This is a genomic window from Citrobacter sp. MGH103, assembly GCF_001034475.2.
GTDB lineage: Bacteria > Pseudomonadota > Gammaproteobacteria > Enterobacterales > Enterobacteriaceae > Citrobacter > Citrobacter freundii.
Genome location: NZ_CP073043.1, coordinates 2,036,044 through 2,052,242 on the forward strand (window position 1 = coordinate 2,036,044; position 16,199 = coordinate 2,052,242).

Here is a 16,199-nt window from a genome sequence, read left to right on the forward strand (position 1 = left end):
AACGCTAATGCATGAAAGTATCCAACTGGTAATTGATTCCCTGCCGTATCTGCTCAAAGGTGCGGTTTTTACGCTGCAACTGAGTATCGGCGGGATGTTTTTTGGCCTCGTGCTGGGGTTTATCCTGGCGTTGATGCGTCTGTCTCCGCTGTTGCCTGTGCGCTGGCTGGCGCGTTTTTATATCTCTATCTTTCGCGGAACGCCGTTGATTGCCCAGCTGTTTATGATTTATTACGGTCTGCCGCAGTTTGGAATTGAGCTAGATCCCATCCCGGCGGCGATGATTGGCTTGTCGCTTAATACAGCCGCCTACGCTGCGGAAACCCTGCGTGCGGCAATCTCTTCCATCGACAAAGGACAGTGGGAGGCGGGTGCCAGTATTGGTATGACGCGCTGGCAGACCATGCGCCGGGCAATCCTGCCACAGGCTGCGCGCGTTGCGCTGCCGCCGCTGAGCAACAGCTTTATCAGTCTGGTGAAAGATACCTCTTTGGCCGCCACTATTCAGGTACCGGAACTGTTCCGTCAGGCGCAGCTGATTACCTCGCGTACGCTGGAAGTCTTTACGATGTATCTGGCGGCCTCGTTGATTTACTGGGTGATGGCGACGGTGCTTTCTGCGCTGCAAAACTATTTTGAAGAACAACTGAACCGCCAGGAGAGAGAGCCGAAATGAGTGCTATCGAAGTCAGAAACCTGGTCAAAAAATTTCATGGGCAAACGGTGCTGCACGGGATCGATCTTGACGTCAAACCTGGTGAAGTAGTAGCGATTATCGGGCCGAGCGGATCGGGCAAAACCACGCTGCTGCGTAGCATTAATTTGCTGGAGCAACCGGAGGCGGGCACCATTAAAGTAGGTGAGATTACCATTGATACCGCGCGTTCGTTGACCCAGCAGAAAGGGCTGATTCGTCAGTTACGCCAGCACGTCGGTTTTGTGTTCCAGAACTTTAATTTGTTTCCCCATCGGACAGTGCTGGAAAACATTATTGAAGGGCCGGTGATAGTCAAAGGTGAACCAAAAGCTGAAGCGACAGCTCGTGCGCGTGAATTGCTGGCGAAAGTCGGGCTGGCAGGTAAAGAAACCAGCTATCCGCGGCGTTTATCGGGTGGACAGCAGCAGCGCGTAGCGATTGCCCGAGCGCTGGCGATGCGACCTGAGGTTATTCTTTTTGATGAACCGACCTCCGCGCTTGATCCTGAACTGGTTGGCGAGGTACTTAATACCATCCGCCAACTGGCGCAGGAAAAACGCACCATGGTAATTGTGACGCATGAAATGAGCTTTGCTCGCGATGTTGCCGATAGAGCGATATTTATGGATCAAGGACGGATAGTAGAGCAGGGACCAGCAAAATCCTTATTCACGCATCCGCAGCAGCCGCGTACCCGTCAGTTTCTTGAAAAGTTTTTGATGCAATAAATAGTGTATATGGCACTCGCCGGGATTGTTTCTGGCGAGTGCTATTCGCATAACTATTTATAATTATTGCTTTATTATTAACATTTGATTCTGTTACTTACTTCCGCTGTTGAGTAATACTCAAGTAATTGTTCATTTGTCCGATAATTTGCATATATAAAATACATTTATGTGTTAGCTTGTTTCATATGTTTGGATGATTATCAATCTCAGGGGCATTACCACTTAGTATGCAGGATCTTGATTTCTTCACCTGGCGACGGAGCATGCTGTTACGCTTTCAGGAAATGGCGACGGCAGAGGATGTCTATACGGAATTGCAACAACAGACGCAGCACTTAGAGTTTGATTTTTACGCGCTCTGTGTTCGTCATCCGGTACCTTTTACCCGACCTAAAACGTCACTTCATACGACCTATCCCAAAGCATGGGTGGCGCATTATCAGTCCGAAAATTATTTTGCCATTGATCCGGTGCTGAAACCTGAAAACTTCAGCCAGGGGCATTTACCCTGGAACGATACTCTTTTTCGCGATGCGCAACCTTTGTGGGACGCCGCGCGCAATCACGGTTTACGCAAAGGGATGACGCAATGCTTAATGTTGCCTAACCGGGCGCTGGGCTTTTTATCTGTATCGCGTGCAAGTATCCGTAACAGTCGCCTTGCGAGCGATGAAGTGGAGCTCAGGATGCAGCTTCTGGTTCGGGAAAGTCTGTCTGTACTGACGCGACTGGAAGATGACATGGTTATGGCGCCAGAGATGCGTTTTAGCAAGCGGGAAAAGGAAATATTGAAATGGACGGCTGAGGGGAAAACCTCTTCAGAGATAGCCATCATTCTGTCGATTTCTGAAAATACCGTGAACTTCCACCAGAAGAATATGCAAAAGAAATTCAATGCGCCAAACAAAACGCAGATAGCCTGTTATGCCGCGGCAACCGGGCTTATCTGAGTAAATTATCGTTCTGAGTGTCAGACGCAAAACCGGCTGAGAGCATTGCTATCAGCCGGTTTCTTATTACTGGCGGTAAGCTTGTTTAATTTGCTTAACCGTGTTGGAAAATACCGCAGCCTGTGATTGATCTTCAATCAGCGCGAGCTGTTTTTCCATTTTAAGAATCACGCGGCCTGCATCGGCTTGACCCATTGCCTGCAGCATCAGCGTTAACATGGCTTTCAGGCAGGTGACTTCATTGGCCAGTTCCTGGTTATTCTCAGCAGTGGAAAAGTCAGGCGTACTCATTTATTTTCCTCGTTATGTTTCAATGAAAAAGTGCGATGTCAAATCTTAAGGCGGCGGAGTATACCATAAGCGAGGCTAAAAATATCTGTGGTTGTTTTTTGCGCGGACCAATGTTGTGGACATTAAAATAAACAACATGTTGCAGTGCATATATTTTCTCCACATGTTGTTTATTTCGAGTATTTTCCTCGTTAATTATTGTTACAACTTTGACTGCCTGGTTTGCATTCAGCGAAGGAATATGATCTTTTTGTCACCATTATGAAACAGCTACACAGATATAACCGTGGCAAAAGGTTACCAGTACTGAAAGTTTCCACTCGTCGTACAATCTAATTTCCAAAAACGAGAGCAAAATCGAAAGTCGGGCGTTTTTTACATTTCAAAGTTGAGATAAAACCCGTTAACATAGGACCGATTAACTATCGGTAGCGTTATCCCTATTCTGGAGATATTCCTTTGATCAACGTTTTTCTTGTTGATGACCACGAACTGGTGCGCGCAGGGATACGACGCATTCTGGAAGATATAAAAGGCATAAAAGTTGTCGGCGAAGCGTGCTGCGGTGAAGATGCGGTAAAATGGTGCCGCTCAAATTCCGTTGACGTTGTGCTGATGGATATGAATATGCCCGGTATTGGCGGTCTGGAAGCAACCCGCAAAATTGCGCGTTCCACGGCAGACATTAAAGTGATCATGTTGACGGTACACACCGAAAACCCATTACCTGCAAAAGTTATGCAGGCAGGGGCTGCAGGGTATCTCAGCAAAGGCGCCGCCCCCCAGGAAGTAGTGAGTGCGATTCGTTCGGTTTTTTCCGGGCAACGGTACATTGCCTCCGATATCGCTCAGCAAATGGCGCTCAGCCAGATTGAGCCTGAGAAAACGGAAACCCCGTTTGCCAGTTTGTCTGAACGCGAGTTGCAGATTATGCTGATGATCACCAAAGGTCAGAAGGTTAATGAGATCTCAGAGCAACTGAATCTTAGTCCTAAAACGGTGAACAGCTATCGCTATCGAATGTTCAGTAAATTAAACATTCATGGCGATGTAGAGCTGACTCACCTGGCAATTCGCCATGGCCTGTGTAATGCGGAGACATTAGCAAGCCAGTGACAGATCAGTTTGATGCCAAAGCGTTCCTGAAAACCGTGACCAGCCAGCCCGGCGTCTATCGTATGTATGATACCGCCGGAACGGTTATCTATGTCGGGAAAGCGAAAGACCTGAAAAAAAGGCTTTCCAGCTACTTCCGTAGTAATCTTGCGTCACGCAAGACCGAAGCGCTGGTCGCGCAAATCCAGCAGATTGATGTCACGGTAACGCATACTGAAACCGAAGCGTTATTGCTTGAGCACAACTACATCAAGCTATATCAGCCGCGTTATAACGTATTGCTGCGTGATGATAAATCCTACCCCTTTATATTCCTTAGCGGCGATACCCACCCGCGTCTGGCGATGCATCGTGGGGCAAAGCATGCCAAAGGCGAGTACTTTGGACCGTTCCCTAACGGTTATGCTGTGCGTGAAACGCTGGCGCTGTTGCAGAAAATATTCCCTATCCGCCAGTGCGAAAACAGCGTTTATCGCAACCGTTCTCGACCTTGTCTGCAATATCAGATTGGCCGCTGTCTCGGCCCGTGTGTCGCGGGTCTGGTGAGCGAGGAAGAGTATGCTCAGCAGGTCGAGTATGTTCGTCTGTTCCTGTCCGGAAAAGACGATCAGGTGTTAACACAGCTGATTACCCGCATGGAAAAGGCCAGCCAAAATCTCGAATTTGAAGAGGCTGCGCGAATTCGTGACCAAATCCAGGCCGTACGCCGCGTGACCGAAAAACAGTTTGTCTCTAACACCGGAGACGATCTGGACGTCATTGGCGTGGCGTTTGACGCCGGCATGGCCTGTGTGCACGTTCTGTTTATTCGCCAGGGTAAAGTGCTGGGCAGCCGCAGCTATTTCCCTAAAGTACCTGGTGGTACGGAACTGGGCGAGGTCGTCGAAACCTTTGTCGGGCAGTTTTATCTGCAGGGGAGCCAGATGCGTACCTTACCCGGGGAGATCCTGCTCGATTTCAATCTTAGCGATAAAACCCTGCTGGCAGACTCTCTGTCTGAACTGGCCGGACGGAAGATTAACGTGCAGACGAAACCGCGAGGGGATCGCGCGCGTTATCTGAAGCTGGCGCGGACCAACGCGGCAGTGGCGCTCACCACGAAACTTTCTCAGCAGTCGACGATTACGCAACGTCTAACGGCGCTGGCCTCCGTATTGAAGTTACCTGCGGTGAAGCGTATGGAGTGCTTCGACATTAGCCATACGATGGGGGAGCAGACGGTAGCCTCCTGCGTGGTTTTTGATGCCAATGGCCCGCTGCGTGCAGAATATCGGCGTTACAATATTACCGGCATTACGCCGGGTGATGATTATGCGGCGATGAATCAGGTCTTACGTCGGCGTTATGGTAAGGCGATTGAAGAAAGTAAGATTCCGGACGTCATATTGATCGATGGCGGTAAAGGTCAGTTAGGGCAGGCGAAAGCCGTTTTTGCTGAACTGGACGTTCCCTGGGACAAACAGCACCCACTCTTGCTGGGGGTGGCAAAAGGGGCCGATCGTAAAGCCGGTCTGGAAACACTGTTCTTTGAGCCGGAAGGTGAGGGCTTTAGTCTGCCGCCGGATTCGCCTGCATTACACGTTATCCAGCATATCCGCGATGAATCTCACGATCATGCGATTAGCGGGCATCGTAAAAAGCGGGCAAAAGTGAAAAGTACCAGCACGCTTGAGACCATCGAAGGTGTCGGGCCAAAGCGTCGCCAGATGTTGTTGAAATATATGGGAGGTTTGCAAGGTCTTCGTAATGCAAGTATCGAAGAAATTGCAAAAGTGCCGGGTATTTCGCAAGCTCTGGCAGAAAAGATCTTCTACTCGTTGAAACATTAGGCCCTCTGTAGCAACATAGGGGTAATTTCACTGACAACAGATAGTTATCCGTCATATGCAATTTAATATCCCTACGTTGCTCACGCTGTTTCGCGTCATCCTGATCCCATTCTTTGTATTGGCTTTTTACCTGCCATTCACCTGGGCTCCCTTTGTTTGTGCGCTGATCTTCTGTATCGCAGCGGTCACAGACTGGTTTGACGGTTTTCTGGCTCGCCGCTGGAACCAAAGCACGCGTTTTGGCGCCTTCCTCGATCCGGTCGCTGATAAAGTGCTGGTAGCTATTGCGATGGTACTGGTGACAGAGCATTACCACAGCTGGTGGGTGACGCTCCCTGCCGCAACAATGATTGCGCGTGAAATCATCATCTCTGCACTACGTGAATGGATGGCCGAACTGGGTAAACGCAGCAGCGTAGCCGTATCCTGGATTGGTAAAGTGAAAACCACTTCGCAAATGGCTGCACTGGCCTGGCTGCTGTGGCGTCCAAATATCTGGGTTGAGTATGCTGGGATCGCACTTTTCTTCGTCGCCGCGATACTGACTTTGTGGTCAATGTTCCAGTATTTGAGCGCTGCACGTGGAGATTTGCTTGATCAGTGATCGTTTCGACGCAAATTTCAGCAAACGATCGTTAGTGGTGAAAAATATCGTTGACTCATTGCGTCAGGTAAGTAGAATGCAACGCATCGAACGGCAGCACTGATTGCCAGACGATAACAAAATCAAGTGATTAACAAAGTTACTTGGTGATGCGGGAATAGCTCAGTTGGTAGAGCACGACCTTGCCAAGGTCGGGGTCGCGAGTTCGAGTCTCGTTTCCCGCTCCAAATTAGAGACATCGGCAATAGCGGATGTCGGCTGAAAAGCCAGAAGATTTCGGCGCGTTAGCAAAGCGGTTATGTAGCGGATTGCAAATCCGTCTAGTCCGGTTCGACTCCGGAACGCGCCTCCAATTTTTTCCCGAGCCCGGATGGTGGAATCGGTAGACACAAGGGATTTAAAATCCCTCGGCGTTCGCGCTGTGTGGGTTCAAGTCCCACTCCGGGTACCATGGGAAAGAACAGAATAATCAAAGCAATAAGCAGTGTCGTGAAACCACCTACGGGTGGTTTTTTTGTGCCTGTTTTTTACAAGCATAGAACTCACTATTGCACATCAATCTATCGCCGAATCGGCGCGTTAAACATAAAGCCCCCTCGGGCAGGGTTGTTGATAAAACCATCGCGGGCGGGATTATAGTTGTGGTCCTGGAAACTATTCATCAGGATGGGATCGCCAAAGCCATCCTGTATCGCCAGGTGTCTGTGGATTCGGTTTCGTGCCCTGAACGTGAAAACGAAATCATCCGTCCCGCCAATGATGATCACGCCTTTACCGGCTCGAAGTGCCGCGCTTAACTCTTGCTCTCTGACTGCCTGGTTTTGTAACGTGCTGGATGTGGCAGAAGATGACGACAGCAGCAGTAATATGAGAACGGCGCATGAAAATACCGATGGCAGTTTCATGATTAATACCTATTAAAAGTATGGCTATTAAAGTATAGCTTTATGTTGTCATCTCAACTGAAAAGAAAACCAATAATTTAAACCTGCTGTCCATACTGAGTCTGAGGGGCCGGAAGAGTAGTGCCGCGCAGTTAAGAACTATAATAAAAACAGTCGGCAGGTGATAACTCCTGTTTGCCAATCGCGCTGGTTCAGGGGGCAGCTATGAACATTTCATCTTCTCCGATAGTCATGTTCGCAGCATTGCTCACCTTTAGTTGTGCAGCATATTCGGTGGAAAAAGGGAATATCTTTTCGCAGAATGCCAGGGCCATGGATCCCATCGCATTTTCTCAACAGTCATTTAAAAACCTGACGTCTTATCAGGTCATGATGCGCTCTTCGTCGCCATCCGATGAAAGCAAAATTATTCGCTATAGCTTTCAAAAGCCTGGGTATGTGCGGATGGATTTTACCCAACCGCATTCAGGAGCGGTGCTTATCTTTAATCCTGTCAGCGGTAAAGTGACGTTATGGCCATTTGGTGTGGGTTTTTTGCCCATTTTGCAACTGTCGCCTAATAATTCATTGATCCAGGATGAGCGTGGTCATCGAGTGGATCGCTCTGATATCGGCGTGTTGTTGCGCAATATTCGTCATCTGCAACGCGAAGGGACAATGATCACTGTTGGCAAGGAAAACCTTGCAGGACGGGCGACGACGCACGTATCTGTGGTTGGGCCTGGAACAATGGTGGTTGATGGTGTTCACCGCTATGACGTCTGGCTGGATAATTATCACGGACTTCCTGCCAAAGTGATCAGCTATGCGCCAGATGGGCAGCGATTAGAAACCGTGCTTCTGGATGCTATGGTCATTAACATCCGTTTTCCCGCCAATTTCTTCTCACCCTGAAGGAGGCTGTATTATGGCTGACTATCAGTTTTCCACCGTCTGGCGGGTTGAGGCTTCTATTCAGGAGGTATGGGATGTTTTTTCTCATCCCGATCAGTGGCCTGAATGGTGGGAAAGTCTGGAACGCATTGTTGAGATTAAAAAAGGTGATGTACAGGGCATTGGGGCGCTGCATCGTTATACCTGGAAAGGAGCGCTTCCCTATCGCTTAACCTTTGACATCAACGTGTTAAATATTCTGCCTTGCTCGCTGCTTGAGGGACAAGCCAGTGGGGCGGTAGAAGGGCGAGGTGTGTGGTATTTTTCTGCCAGTGGCGCTGAGACCATCGTCAGATATGACTGGAATGTTCGCACCACGATTCGTTGGATGAATTACCTGGCCCCGCTGGCGGCACCCGTTTTTCGCTGGAATCACGATACGGTCATGCGCGAAGGGGCCAGAGGATTAGCCCGCAAACTGGCAACGAATGTACATATATTTTGAGTTCAGTCAGCGTTGAGGATTAATTAGCGTCCTGATATTTAAAATTGCCTCCACTACTGATTAATAACTTAGCGATCTCAGTCAATTTCTTATCATACACGGCGGCATTTTGTAGGCCTGCCTTGCGCAGAAGTTCTAAGTTTTCACGCGATGCGTTATCCAGCGTTGGATCGGCGCCGTATAGTTCAGGCTGAATTCTGTAGTATTTAGAGTTTTTTACCGTTGAGGCAATTTGTTGCAGATAATACGCGGTCATCTGTGGCCCCCCCTCTAGCGCGATATCAATAGCCGGTTTTGCCCAGCCAAAGGGGCCCCAGTCCTTAACTTCGGAATAAGAATACCCCTGCAATTTCTTGCCGGTGCCCAGTGAGACAATAATCATATCCTTAATGCCAGCGACATTACTGAATTTAATCGCTTCGGAATAGGCGCAGAGTGCCGGGTCGTTTGCCACCACACCGCCATCAACTAGGACAAATTTTTCGGGTACCGGGGGTAGTGAATAAATACGCGCTGCCTCGAAATAGGTGGGAGCTGCTGAGGTACCCCGTAAAGCATCCCTGACCAGGAAGTCCCGATTCTTGGCGAGGGCGGAGTGTTGTTTGAAAATGACAGGAAGACGACTGCTCACGTCATAAGAAACAAAGCAGGTTGGTCTTAATAATTCACTGATTTTTGTTTCACCAAATGCTGTTTTTAATACCCTCTCCAGCTCCTTTGCAGAATATTTTTCATCGCTAGCACCACCCAGTGAACTGATTGTTTTCCAGACGCCGACATCAAAAATTTCATCCCCATCCTGAAGGTAGAAATTGACGGCTTCCTGAGCGGAGAACTTGGGCTTTCCTTTCGCATCAGGGCAAACGTAAGCAGAACACAGAATGGCCCCGGTACTGGTACCGGCAACGAGATCGAAGTAATCCGCAATTCTGGCGGCAGGATTTTGTGATATATCCTGCAATTTCTTCTCCAGTGCCACAAGTAGCATACCCGGCAGGATGCCTCTGATCCCGCCACCATCGATAGACAGTATTCTCATTGCCATTTTTATGTCCTCCAAAGATAAGAAACGGGATTTAGGGGTAGGGTTGTTTCCGCTATGGTTGCAGTTAAATATAGACAGGATTTACGCTGAGTTTGTTTCATAAGAAGGTGGCTGGCAGATTGATATCCGCTCACTGCTGTACTTTTTTGCATGTAAATGACTTAATAGCGACCTTGTAGTATCTTATTTCATTCACAGTTAACAGGTCTGTTATTGATGAACAACCTCCATCGGCTCACCTTTTTATGTCAGCGTCTGTCTGCTGTGATGATCGTATACGGTTTTTACCTGCTTAGCCGTAGTTCAACTCTTACAACATGGACAGACAGCAATGCAACGTCGACAATTTCTCAAAAATAGCGTTCTCCTTTCGGCCGCCGGTTTAGTCGGTCCTGCGGTTATTAGTCAGACGGTTCGCGCCGCTGAGCCATCCGTTGCACCAGTCGCGCGTCGGCGCTTTGTGTTATCCCAGACCTATAAACTTAACCCTCCTAAGGGCTCGAGCGGTGTAGTAAAACTGTGGATCCCGCTTCCTGTAGATACCGCGTTTCAACAAATGACGGCGCTTGCCTTTAGCGGAAACTATAAGCAAGCGTATGTCACCACTAATAATACTTATGGCGCGAAAACGCTGTTTGCCACCTGGCCTGACTCGCAGGGCGAACTGTTGATTAACGTTGATATCGACATTGAAACCACCGACTGGGAACCGCTGAAGCAGGACGCGTTGAAAACCTGGCAAGCGCCGGAGCAGATTATTTACCCGCTGGATGTAAAACCGTACCTTTTGCCGACGGCACATACCCCAGTTGATGGGCTGGTTCTGGAAACCGCACGTAAAATCACCGGTAATGAGCAGGATCCGCTGAAAAAAGCACGCCTGATTTACGAGTGGGTGAGTAGCCATATGGAGCGCGATAACGACGTTATCGGCTGCGGCACGGGGGATGTAGCGGAGATCTTAAAAAGCGGTAAGCTCAAAGGAAAATGCACCGACATGAGCTCCGTTTTTGTGGCTCTGGCGCGTGCCAGCGGCATTCCGGCGCGTGAACTGTTTGGTATCCGTCTGGGCAAGGCCAATAAGCTCGAACGTTACTCGAAAAGTGCATTTGGCAAAGCAGACAGCGCAGGCGTTGCTGATGTGAGCGGTGGGCAACATTGTCGTGCCGAGTTCTATCTGGCCGGTTACGGTTGGTTACCTTGCGATCCTGCTGATGTGACCAAAATGCGTCTGGCAGAGAAAAAATCGCATCAGGACGCCGATGTCCAGGCGGTAAACACTTACCTGTTTGGTAACTGGGAAATGAACTGGGTTGGATTCAACTACGGGCGTGATTTCGAGCTGTATCCGGCAACGGAGCAGGGCGCGGTGAACAACTTTGGTTATCCTTATGCTGAAGTTGATGGCGACCCGATCAATTTCTATGATCCTAAAGCGTTCTCCTACAGCTATGTCGCCACAGAACAACGCTAAACGGGCGGGACTCACCCTGTTGACGGCTGCGGTAGCTGCCGTCACTGCGGGCTTATGCTGCGTTGGACCGCTGCTCTACCTGCTGTTTGGTATTTCGGCGGCGAGCTTTGCTGTTTTCACCCAGTTTGAGTTTTTGCGAATTCCCTTGATGCTGGTGTCATTGGGCTTATTACTGCGCGTTTTCTGGCGGCTCTATTTCTCCAGGCGGCTGTGGTGCTCTGGGTGGCTAACGCTGAGGCAAGCGCGCATGTTCTACTGGTGCGCACTGGCATTGATTTTGCCAGTGTTATTTTACCCAACGCTTGTTGCCTGGTTTTATGAGGTATTTGAATGAAGATCTTCACGTTAGTTGCATGCTTGCTATTACCGCTGTGGGCTCAGGCGGCAAACCAAAAAGTGGTGCTGGATATACAAAATATGACCTGCTCGCTATGCGTTATTTCGGTCAATCAGGCGCTACGTGAAACCGACGGCGTGATTAAAGCAAAGTCCTCCCTAAAAACCCGACAAGCAGAAGCGATAGTGCCAGAAGGTTTCCCAACCGATACTTTACTTAACGCGGTAGCGAAAACGGGCTATACCGCAACGCTCAACCGTATTGAACAACAGTAAATCACCTGCGGGTGGTTTTATTGTGTTTTCCCGGTATGATGCCCGGCGGCTTAGTGTTCTCTTTTGTGCGTTAACTTCCGGAATTCCCCTCGTTTCCTGTTAACCTGAACAGGCGGCAACTGTATGCCGCATATGCCCATTTGTATCTGTTATCCCTCCAGCCATGTAGGATGATCACAGGCAAGATTTTTTGACTAAGGAAAAGCGTTATGAAAACGGGACCATTAAACGAGAGCGAACTGGAATGGCTGGATGATGTACTGACTAAGTACAATACAGACAAGGCTATTCTGGATGTGTCAGAACTGGATGGTTTGCTGACGGCGGTGCTGAGTTCACCGTATGAAATTGAACCAGAGCAGTGGCTGGTCGCTATTTGGGGGGGCGCGCAGTATGTCCCTCGCTGGTCCTCCGAAAAAGAAATGACGCGTTTCATGAACCTGGCGTTTCAACATATGGCGGATACGGCCGATCGTCTGGATGAATATCCTGAGCAGTTTGAGCCGTTGTTTGGTTTGCGTGAAATTGACGAGCATGAACTGACCATCGTTGAAGAGTGGTGCTTTGGTTATATGCGCGGCGTTGCACTGTCAGACTGGTCCGCGTTACCGGACACGTTAAAACCAGCACTTGAGGCTATTGCGCTGCACGGTACGGAAGAGAACTTTGCGGTGGTTGAGAAATTGACACCTGAAGCGTTTGAAGAGAGCGTCGATGCCATCCGCCTTGCTGCGCTGGACCTGCATGCTTACTGGATGGCGCATCCTCAGGAAACGCCGGTCAAAGTACCGGTGAAAGTGGATGCCAAAGTAGGGCGCAATGACCCTTGCCCCTGTGGCAGCGGCAAGAAATATAAGCAGTGCTGTTTGCATTAACAGAAAGGGGCGAAAGCCCCTTTGTTTTAACCCACTTCTGGTAGTAATCCTGCTGCAATAGAAAACTGCACTGCTATCACCACAATGCCGCACAAAAATACCAGTGCCAGCGCCGGAGCACCGCCGGCTACGCGGTAGTTGGCCTGCGGATTATGTTTTCTGCTCTGCCAGGCCAGCATCGAGGGAATGAGCAGCGCCAGCACCGCCAGGGCAACGCCCGCATACCCTAATGCCATGACAAAACCACGCGGATAGAACAGCGCGAATGCCAGCGGCGGCAGGAAGGTCACCACGCCGGTTTGCATTCTTCCCGCTACGGTATTGCGGCGCTGGAAGAGGTCGGCTAGGTAGTCAAATAATCCCAATGCAACGCCGAGGAAAGAGGTTGCCAGCGCGAGGTCGGCAAACAGATGTACCGCCAGTTCGACGTGCGGCGAAGCCACGACTTCACGCAATGCCTGCAATAAGCCGTTTAAGCCTGCGTGGTTGGCTAAAAGCCCCATGAACGTTGTCGAGTTAATGCTGCCAAGCGTCGCCAGTTGCCAGAAGATATAGGCGACCAGTGGAATAGCGCTACCCGTAATAAACACCCAACGCAGTTTACGGATGTTACCGTTCATATAGCTGACGATACTGGGAACACTGCCGTGAAAACCGAACGAGGTGAAGATGACCGGGATTGCGGAGAGCGCCAGCCCCTGTTGCAGCGGCAGCGTAAGCAGGTTCACTTTATGGATATGCGGCATTAACAGAGCCAGCATCGCCACCAGGAAGATTATCTTGGCACTGAATAGCAGACGGTTGAAGAGATCGACCAGCGAGGTCCCGACACAAACCACGCCACCGGCAACAAAGGTGAACAGCAGAACACCTGTTGTCGGGGATATATTTGTTCCTGTCCAGTCGCTGATGCTGGAGGCCAGCAGTTCACCTGCACCACTGATGTACGCCGCCGTCAGGGCATACATTAAAAACATCATGCTAAAGCCCGTTACCCATTGTCCGTAACGACCAAGATAACGTTTTGCCAGCGTACCCAGCCCGGTGTCTGCCGGGACATGTTGATATACTTCAAGCAGCAGCAGCGCGGTGTAGCACATCAACGCCCAAAGACTGACTAACAATACCAACGTGACGCTAAACCCCACGCCTGCCGCAGCCAACGGCATTGCCAACATACCGGCACCAATCGTGGTTCCCGCCACGATAAAAATACTACCCAGGGTTCTGTTTTTCACGCTTTCCTCTGTCCCAGAGATAATCAACGGTTGTATCTGCGGCGCAGGTTAAGGCAAAACGCTATGTTCGTCAAATCGTCGTTACAATGGTTGTACATTAATGTTTACGATATTTTTGACCATTAAGATGTATAACAAATGACATTTATCTGCGGATAAACCTGCGTTAGCGCAAAGCAGCGCCGTGCGGTTCACATTAGGCTACGGTATTTATTGAGGAGGTAGTATGGAATCTATTCACGGTCACGAAGTGCTCAACATGATGATTGAATCTGGCGAGCAGTATTCAAATGCCAGCCTTGAAGCGGCGATTACGGCACGTTTCGGCGAGCAGGCACGTTTCCACACTTGTTCTGCGGCAGATATGACGGCAGGCGAGCTGGTGGCGTTTTTAGCGGCGAAGGGAAAGTTTATTGCAAAAGAAGACGGCTTCTCTACGCACGAAAGCAAGATCTGCCGTCACTGATTTTAATGGGTAATGATGGCGGGTTGCCTTCATTACCCCAAAATATTAATTCTGCGTATCAAGCGTAGCCAGTTCTTTATCGATGAAATAAAGACCTTCGCCGCTTTTCCCTGCCAGCGACAGCTTATCAATAACAGATTTAAATAATTTCTCTTCTTCATGCTGCTCGGCAACATACCACTGCAGGAAATTAAAGGTTGGATAATCCTGGTGGGTCATTGCCGCGTGTGCCAGCTCATTAATTTTCTGGGTGATCAACTGCTCGTGTTCGTAAGTGACACGGAACAGTTCATCCAGAGACGCATATTCAGCAAAAGGTGAAGAAACGGTATTAATACGCGGCAAGCTGCCGGTATCGGTCAGGTAGTCGAACAGACGCTGCATGTGCGTCATCTCTTCCTGGGCGTGACGGCGCAAAAACGCGGCGGCACCTTCGAAGCTGTGATAGCTGCACCACGCGCTCATCTGTTGGTAGAGCAGAGATGAATATAATTCAAGATTCATTTGCTCATTCAGTTGGTCGATCATTTCTGTTTTCAGCATGGTTCTGCTCCACAAACATTATTATATATTGACGTGGCGTCACTATAATTTGTTATTTAATTATTTGCAAAAGGTAAAATAATAAATTTATTTATTAAAAATGCGAATGGGAATAAAACGCATTAACGATATTAAGCGGGGGATATAAATAATAAAGTGGTAAAAGACCAGCAAAAATGTGCTGGTCGGAAATATTAATAATTGAATGAGGGGGATTGCGATACCGCGACACCATGACACTGCCAGGCGAGTGTAATTTTGGTATTTAAGCACAGAGAACCTGCATATACGCTGCAGGTTGACACCGGCTGACCAAACGCTTCAGCGCTGGCATAGCCCAGGCGCTGACACTCTTTGGTGGCTGTCCCTTGGGTAACGTAGTCATCGGTACGTGCTGTTTGTAACATAGCCTGATTATAAGTCAGGCGAACCACACCAGTGATGGCGCTGGCTTCGCTGACCTGTGCCTGTTTTGTAATTGTGCATCCTGTCAGCACGAGCGGCAAAAGCGCTAGGATAAAGGTCTTCATGAGATCGCTCTGAAAGTTCGAAGATACACTATCATGGCATACAGAGGCCCTCATCAATGGCTTGAATAGCCCGAAGATCACCTGTGATTAATCACAACGAGGTCATTCGTTTGAGGCAATTCTGAACTGTTCAGACAAGAATGTGAGCGCAACTTTGTTTTTTAAAACTAAATTTCATTAAATTTGAAAGTGTGATTGCAAAATAGTAATGTGGCTGAATGTTATGACTTTCAGCGGGCTACCGCAGCGCATTCAGGAGAGTACAGAATGAAAATTGCATTGATGATGGAAAACAGTCAGGCAAGCAAAAACGCCATCATCCATAACGAGCTTAAAGCCGTTGCGGATGAGAAAGGTTTTCCGGTCTATAACGTTGGGATGAGCGATGAAAATGATCATCATCTGACCTACATCCATTTAGGAATTATGGCCAGCATCCTGCTTAATTCCAAAGCGGTTGATTTCGTGGTCACCGGTTGCGGCACGGGCCAGGGGGCAATGATGTCACTGAATATCCATCCGGGTGTGGTGTGTGGTTATTGCCTCGATCCTGCAGATGCGTTCTTGTTCTCTCAGATCAACAACGGCAACGCGCTTTCTCTGGCATTCGCCAAAGGTTTTGGCTGGGGTGCTGAGCTGAATGTGCGCTATATGTTTGAAAAAGCGTTCACCGGGCGTAACGGCGAAGGCTACCCACCGGAGCGTAAAGAGCCGCAGGTGCGTAACGCCGGTATTCTGAATCAGGTGAAAGCGGCTGTAGTAAAAGAAAATTATCTGGACACGCTGCGCGCTATCGATCCTGAGCTGGTGAAAACCGCTGTATCGGGCCCGCGCTTCCAGCAGTGCTTCTTTGAAAACTGCCAGGACAAAGCAATCGAAGCGTTTGTACGCGAGGTAATTGGCTAAATCCTATTG

At 49.2% G+C, this 16,199-nt stretch carries 21 protein-coding genes and 3 tRNA genes; 17 read left to right on the forward strand and 7 right to left on the reverse strand.

Annotation, left to right across the window (positions count from 1 at the left end):
• Positions 1 to 7 precede the first annotated feature (7 nt).
• The 3 genes from tcyL (at position 8) to sdiA (ending at position 2,378) form a co-directional block, all read left to right on the forward strand.
• Positions 8 to 676, forward strand: a complete 669-nt coding sequence (gene tcyL, locus SK33_RS09710) for a cystine ABC transporter permease (RefSeq protein WP_003030474.1) — start codon at positions 8 to 10, stop codon at positions 674 to 676.
• Positions 673 to 1,425 (forward strand): L-cystine ABC transporter ATP-binding protein TcyN, encoded by a 753-nt coding sequence (tcyN, locus tag SK33_RS09715; protein ID WP_003030477.1) that lies wholly within the window; start codon positions 673 to 675, stop codon positions 1,423 to 1,425. Before tcyL ends, tcyN begins: the two co-directional genes overlap by 4 nt.
• Positions 1,426 to 1,655: 230 nt before the next feature.
• Positions 1,656 to 2,378, forward strand: coding sequence for a transcriptional regulator SdiA (gene sdiA / locus SK33_RS09720; protein ID WP_003030480.1), 723 nt, complete (start codon positions 1,656 to 1,658; stop codon positions 2,376 to 2,378).
• 66 nt (positions 2,379 to 2,444) lie between these two features.
• Here the strand turns inward: sdiA and SK33_RS09725 are convergent, their stop codons facing one another.
• Both SK33_RS09725 and SK33_RS26735 read right to left on the reverse strand, forming a co-directional pair.
• Entirely contained in the window at positions 2,445 to 2,669 is a 225-nt protein-coding gene (locus SK33_RS09725) for a DUF2594 family protein (protein ID WP_003030482.1), read from the reverse strand.
• Positions 2,670 to 2,688: 19 nt separating this feature from the next.
• On the reverse strand, positions 2,689 to 2,832 hold the full coding sequence (locus SK33_RS26735; RefSeq protein WP_418219448.1) for a hypothetical protein: 144 nt from the start codon (positions 2,830 to 2,832) through the stop codon (positions 2,689 to 2,691).
• Positions 2,833 to 3,128: 296 nt separating this feature from the next.
• Between SK33_RS26735 and uvrY the strand changes: the two genes are divergently transcribed.
• From uvrY to SK33_RS09755, 6 genes are all read left to right on the forward strand, one after another.
• Positions 3,129 to 3,785: a UvrY/SirA/GacA family response regulator transcription factor gene (gene uvrY, locus SK33_RS09730; protein WP_003030486.1), complete on the forward strand. Its 657-nt coding sequence runs from the start codon at positions 3,129 to 3,131 to the stop codon at positions 3,783 to 3,785.
• On the forward strand, positions 3,782 to 5,614 hold the full coding sequence (uvrC, locus tag SK33_RS09735) for an excinuclease ABC subunit UvrC (protein ID WP_003030488.1): 1,833 nt from the start codon (positions 3,782 to 3,784) through the stop codon (positions 5,612 to 5,614). The genes uvrY and uvrC overlap by 4 nt, the downstream gene beginning before the upstream one ends.
• 55 nt (positions 5,615 to 5,669) lie before the next feature.
• Positions 5,670 to 6,218, forward strand: coding sequence for a CDP-diacylglycerol--glycerol-3-phosphate 3-phosphatidyltransferase (gene pgsA, locus SK33_RS09740; RefSeq protein WP_003030490.1), 549 nt, complete (start codon positions 5,670 to 5,672; stop codon positions 6,216 to 6,218).
• A gap of 151 nt (positions 6,219 to 6,369) precedes the next feature.
• A tRNA-Gly gene (locus tag SK33_RS09745) sits at positions 6,370 to 6,445 on the forward strand.
• A gap of 51 nt (positions 6,446 to 6,496) precedes the next feature.
• Positions 6,497 to 6,570, forward strand: a tRNA-Cys gene (locus SK33_RS09750).
• Between the two features lie 12 nt (positions 6,571 to 6,582).
• A tRNA-Leu gene (locus tag SK33_RS09755) sits at positions 6,583 to 6,669 on the forward strand.
• A gap of 109 nt (positions 6,670 to 6,778) precedes the next feature.
• Here the strand turns inward: SK33_RS09755 and SK33_RS09760 are convergent.
• Positions 6,779 to 7,123: a hypothetical protein gene (locus SK33_RS09760; protein WP_075262469.1), complete on the reverse strand. Its 345-nt coding sequence runs from the start codon at positions 7,121 to 7,123 to the stop codon at positions 6,779 to 6,781.
• 204 nt (positions 7,124 to 7,327) lie between these two features.
• Between SK33_RS09760 and SK33_RS09765 the strand changes: the two genes are divergently transcribed.
• Both SK33_RS09765 and SK33_RS09770 read left to right on the forward strand, forming a co-directional pair.
• Entirely contained in the window at positions 7,328 to 8,017 is a 690-nt protein-coding gene (locus SK33_RS09765) for a LolA family protein (protein WP_048218002.1), read from the forward strand.
• Positions 8,018 to 8,030: 13 nt separating this feature from the next.
• A complete protein-coding gene (locus SK33_RS09770) occupies positions 8,031 to 8,501 on the forward strand; it encodes an SRPBCC family protein (protein ID WP_003839113.1) in 471 nt (156 codons plus the stop codon).
• Between the two features lie 19 nt (positions 8,502 to 8,520).
• Here the strand turns inward: SK33_RS09770 and SK33_RS09775 are convergent, their stop codons facing one another.
• Entirely contained in the window at positions 8,521 to 9,546 is a 1,026-nt protein-coding gene (locus SK33_RS09775) for a patatin-like phospholipase family protein (RefSeq protein ID WP_003839115.1), read from the reverse strand.
• Positions 9,547 to 9,877: 331 nt separating this feature from the next.
• Here SK33_RS09775 and SK33_RS09780 point away from each other — a divergent pair, with 331 nt between their 5' ends.
• The 4 genes from SK33_RS09780 to SK33_RS09795 all read left to right on the forward strand — a co-directional run bounded on the left by SK33_RS09780 (position 9,878) and on the right by SK33_RS09795 (position 12,507).
• Complete coding sequence (locus tag SK33_RS09780) at positions 9,878 to 11,020, forward strand: transglutaminase-like domain-containing protein (protein WP_048218001.1); 1,143 nt, start codon at positions 9,878 to 9,880, stop codon at positions 11,018 to 11,020.
• Positions 10,998 to 11,354 (forward strand): membrane protein, encoded by a 357-nt coding sequence (locus tag SK33_RS09785; protein ID WP_032949538.1) that lies wholly within the window; start codon positions 10,998 to 11,000, stop codon positions 11,352 to 11,354. Before SK33_RS09780 ends, SK33_RS09785 begins: the two co-directional genes overlap by 23 nt.
• Entirely contained in the window at positions 11,351 to 11,632 is a 282-nt protein-coding gene (locus tag SK33_RS09790; RefSeq protein WP_003833910.1) for a heavy-metal-associated domain-containing protein, read from the forward strand. Before SK33_RS09785 ends, SK33_RS09790 begins: the two co-directional genes overlap by 4 nt.
• A gap of 209 nt (positions 11,633 to 11,841) precedes the next feature.
• The gene (locus SK33_RS09795) at positions 11,842 to 12,507 is read left to right on the forward strand and encodes a YecA/YgfB family protein (RefSeq protein ID WP_003034581.1); all 666 of its coding nucleotides are present in this window, start codon (positions 11,842 to 11,844) and stop codon (positions 12,505 to 12,507) included.
• 26 nt (positions 12,508 to 12,533) lie between these two features.
• On the opposite strand, the gene tyrP is transcribed toward SK33_RS09795, so the two are convergent.
• Entirely contained in the window at positions 12,534 to 13,745 is a 1,212-nt protein-coding gene (tyrP, locus tag SK33_RS09800; RefSeq protein ID WP_032949537.1) for a tyrosine transporter TyrP, read from the reverse strand.
• A gap of 226 nt (positions 13,746 to 13,971) precedes the next feature.
• On the opposite strand from tyrP, the gene SK33_RS09805 reads away from it, so the two are divergent.
• Entirely contained in the window at positions 13,972 to 14,211 is a 240-nt protein-coding gene (locus SK33_RS09805) for a YecH family metal-binding protein (RefSeq protein ID WP_003034586.1), read from the forward strand.
• A gap of 45 nt (positions 14,212 to 14,256) precedes the next feature.
• Here the strand turns inward: SK33_RS09805 and ftnA are convergent, their stop codons facing one another.
• Both ftnA and yecR read right to left on the reverse strand, forming a co-directional pair.
• Positions 14,257 to 14,754 (reverse strand): non-heme ferritin, encoded by a 498-nt coding sequence (gene ftnA / locus SK33_RS09810; RefSeq protein WP_003034588.1) that lies wholly within the window; start codon positions 14,752 to 14,754, stop codon positions 14,257 to 14,259.
• Between the two features lie 194 nt (positions 14,755 to 14,948).
• Positions 14,949 to 15,284, reverse strand: a complete 336-nt coding sequence (yecR, locus tag SK33_RS09815; RefSeq protein WP_003034590.1) for a YecR family lipoprotein — start codon at positions 15,282 to 15,284, stop codon at positions 14,949 to 14,951.
• A gap of 267 nt (positions 15,285 to 15,551) precedes the next feature.
• Here yecR and SK33_RS09820 point away from each other — a divergent pair, with 267 nt between their 5' ends.
• Positions 15,552 to 16,190, forward strand: coding sequence for an RpiB/LacA/LacB family sugar-phosphate isomerase (locus tag SK33_RS09820; protein WP_003034591.1), 639 nt, complete (start codon positions 15,552 to 15,554; stop codon positions 16,188 to 16,190).
• The last annotated feature ends 9 nt before the right edge of the window (positions 16,191 to 16,199 follow it).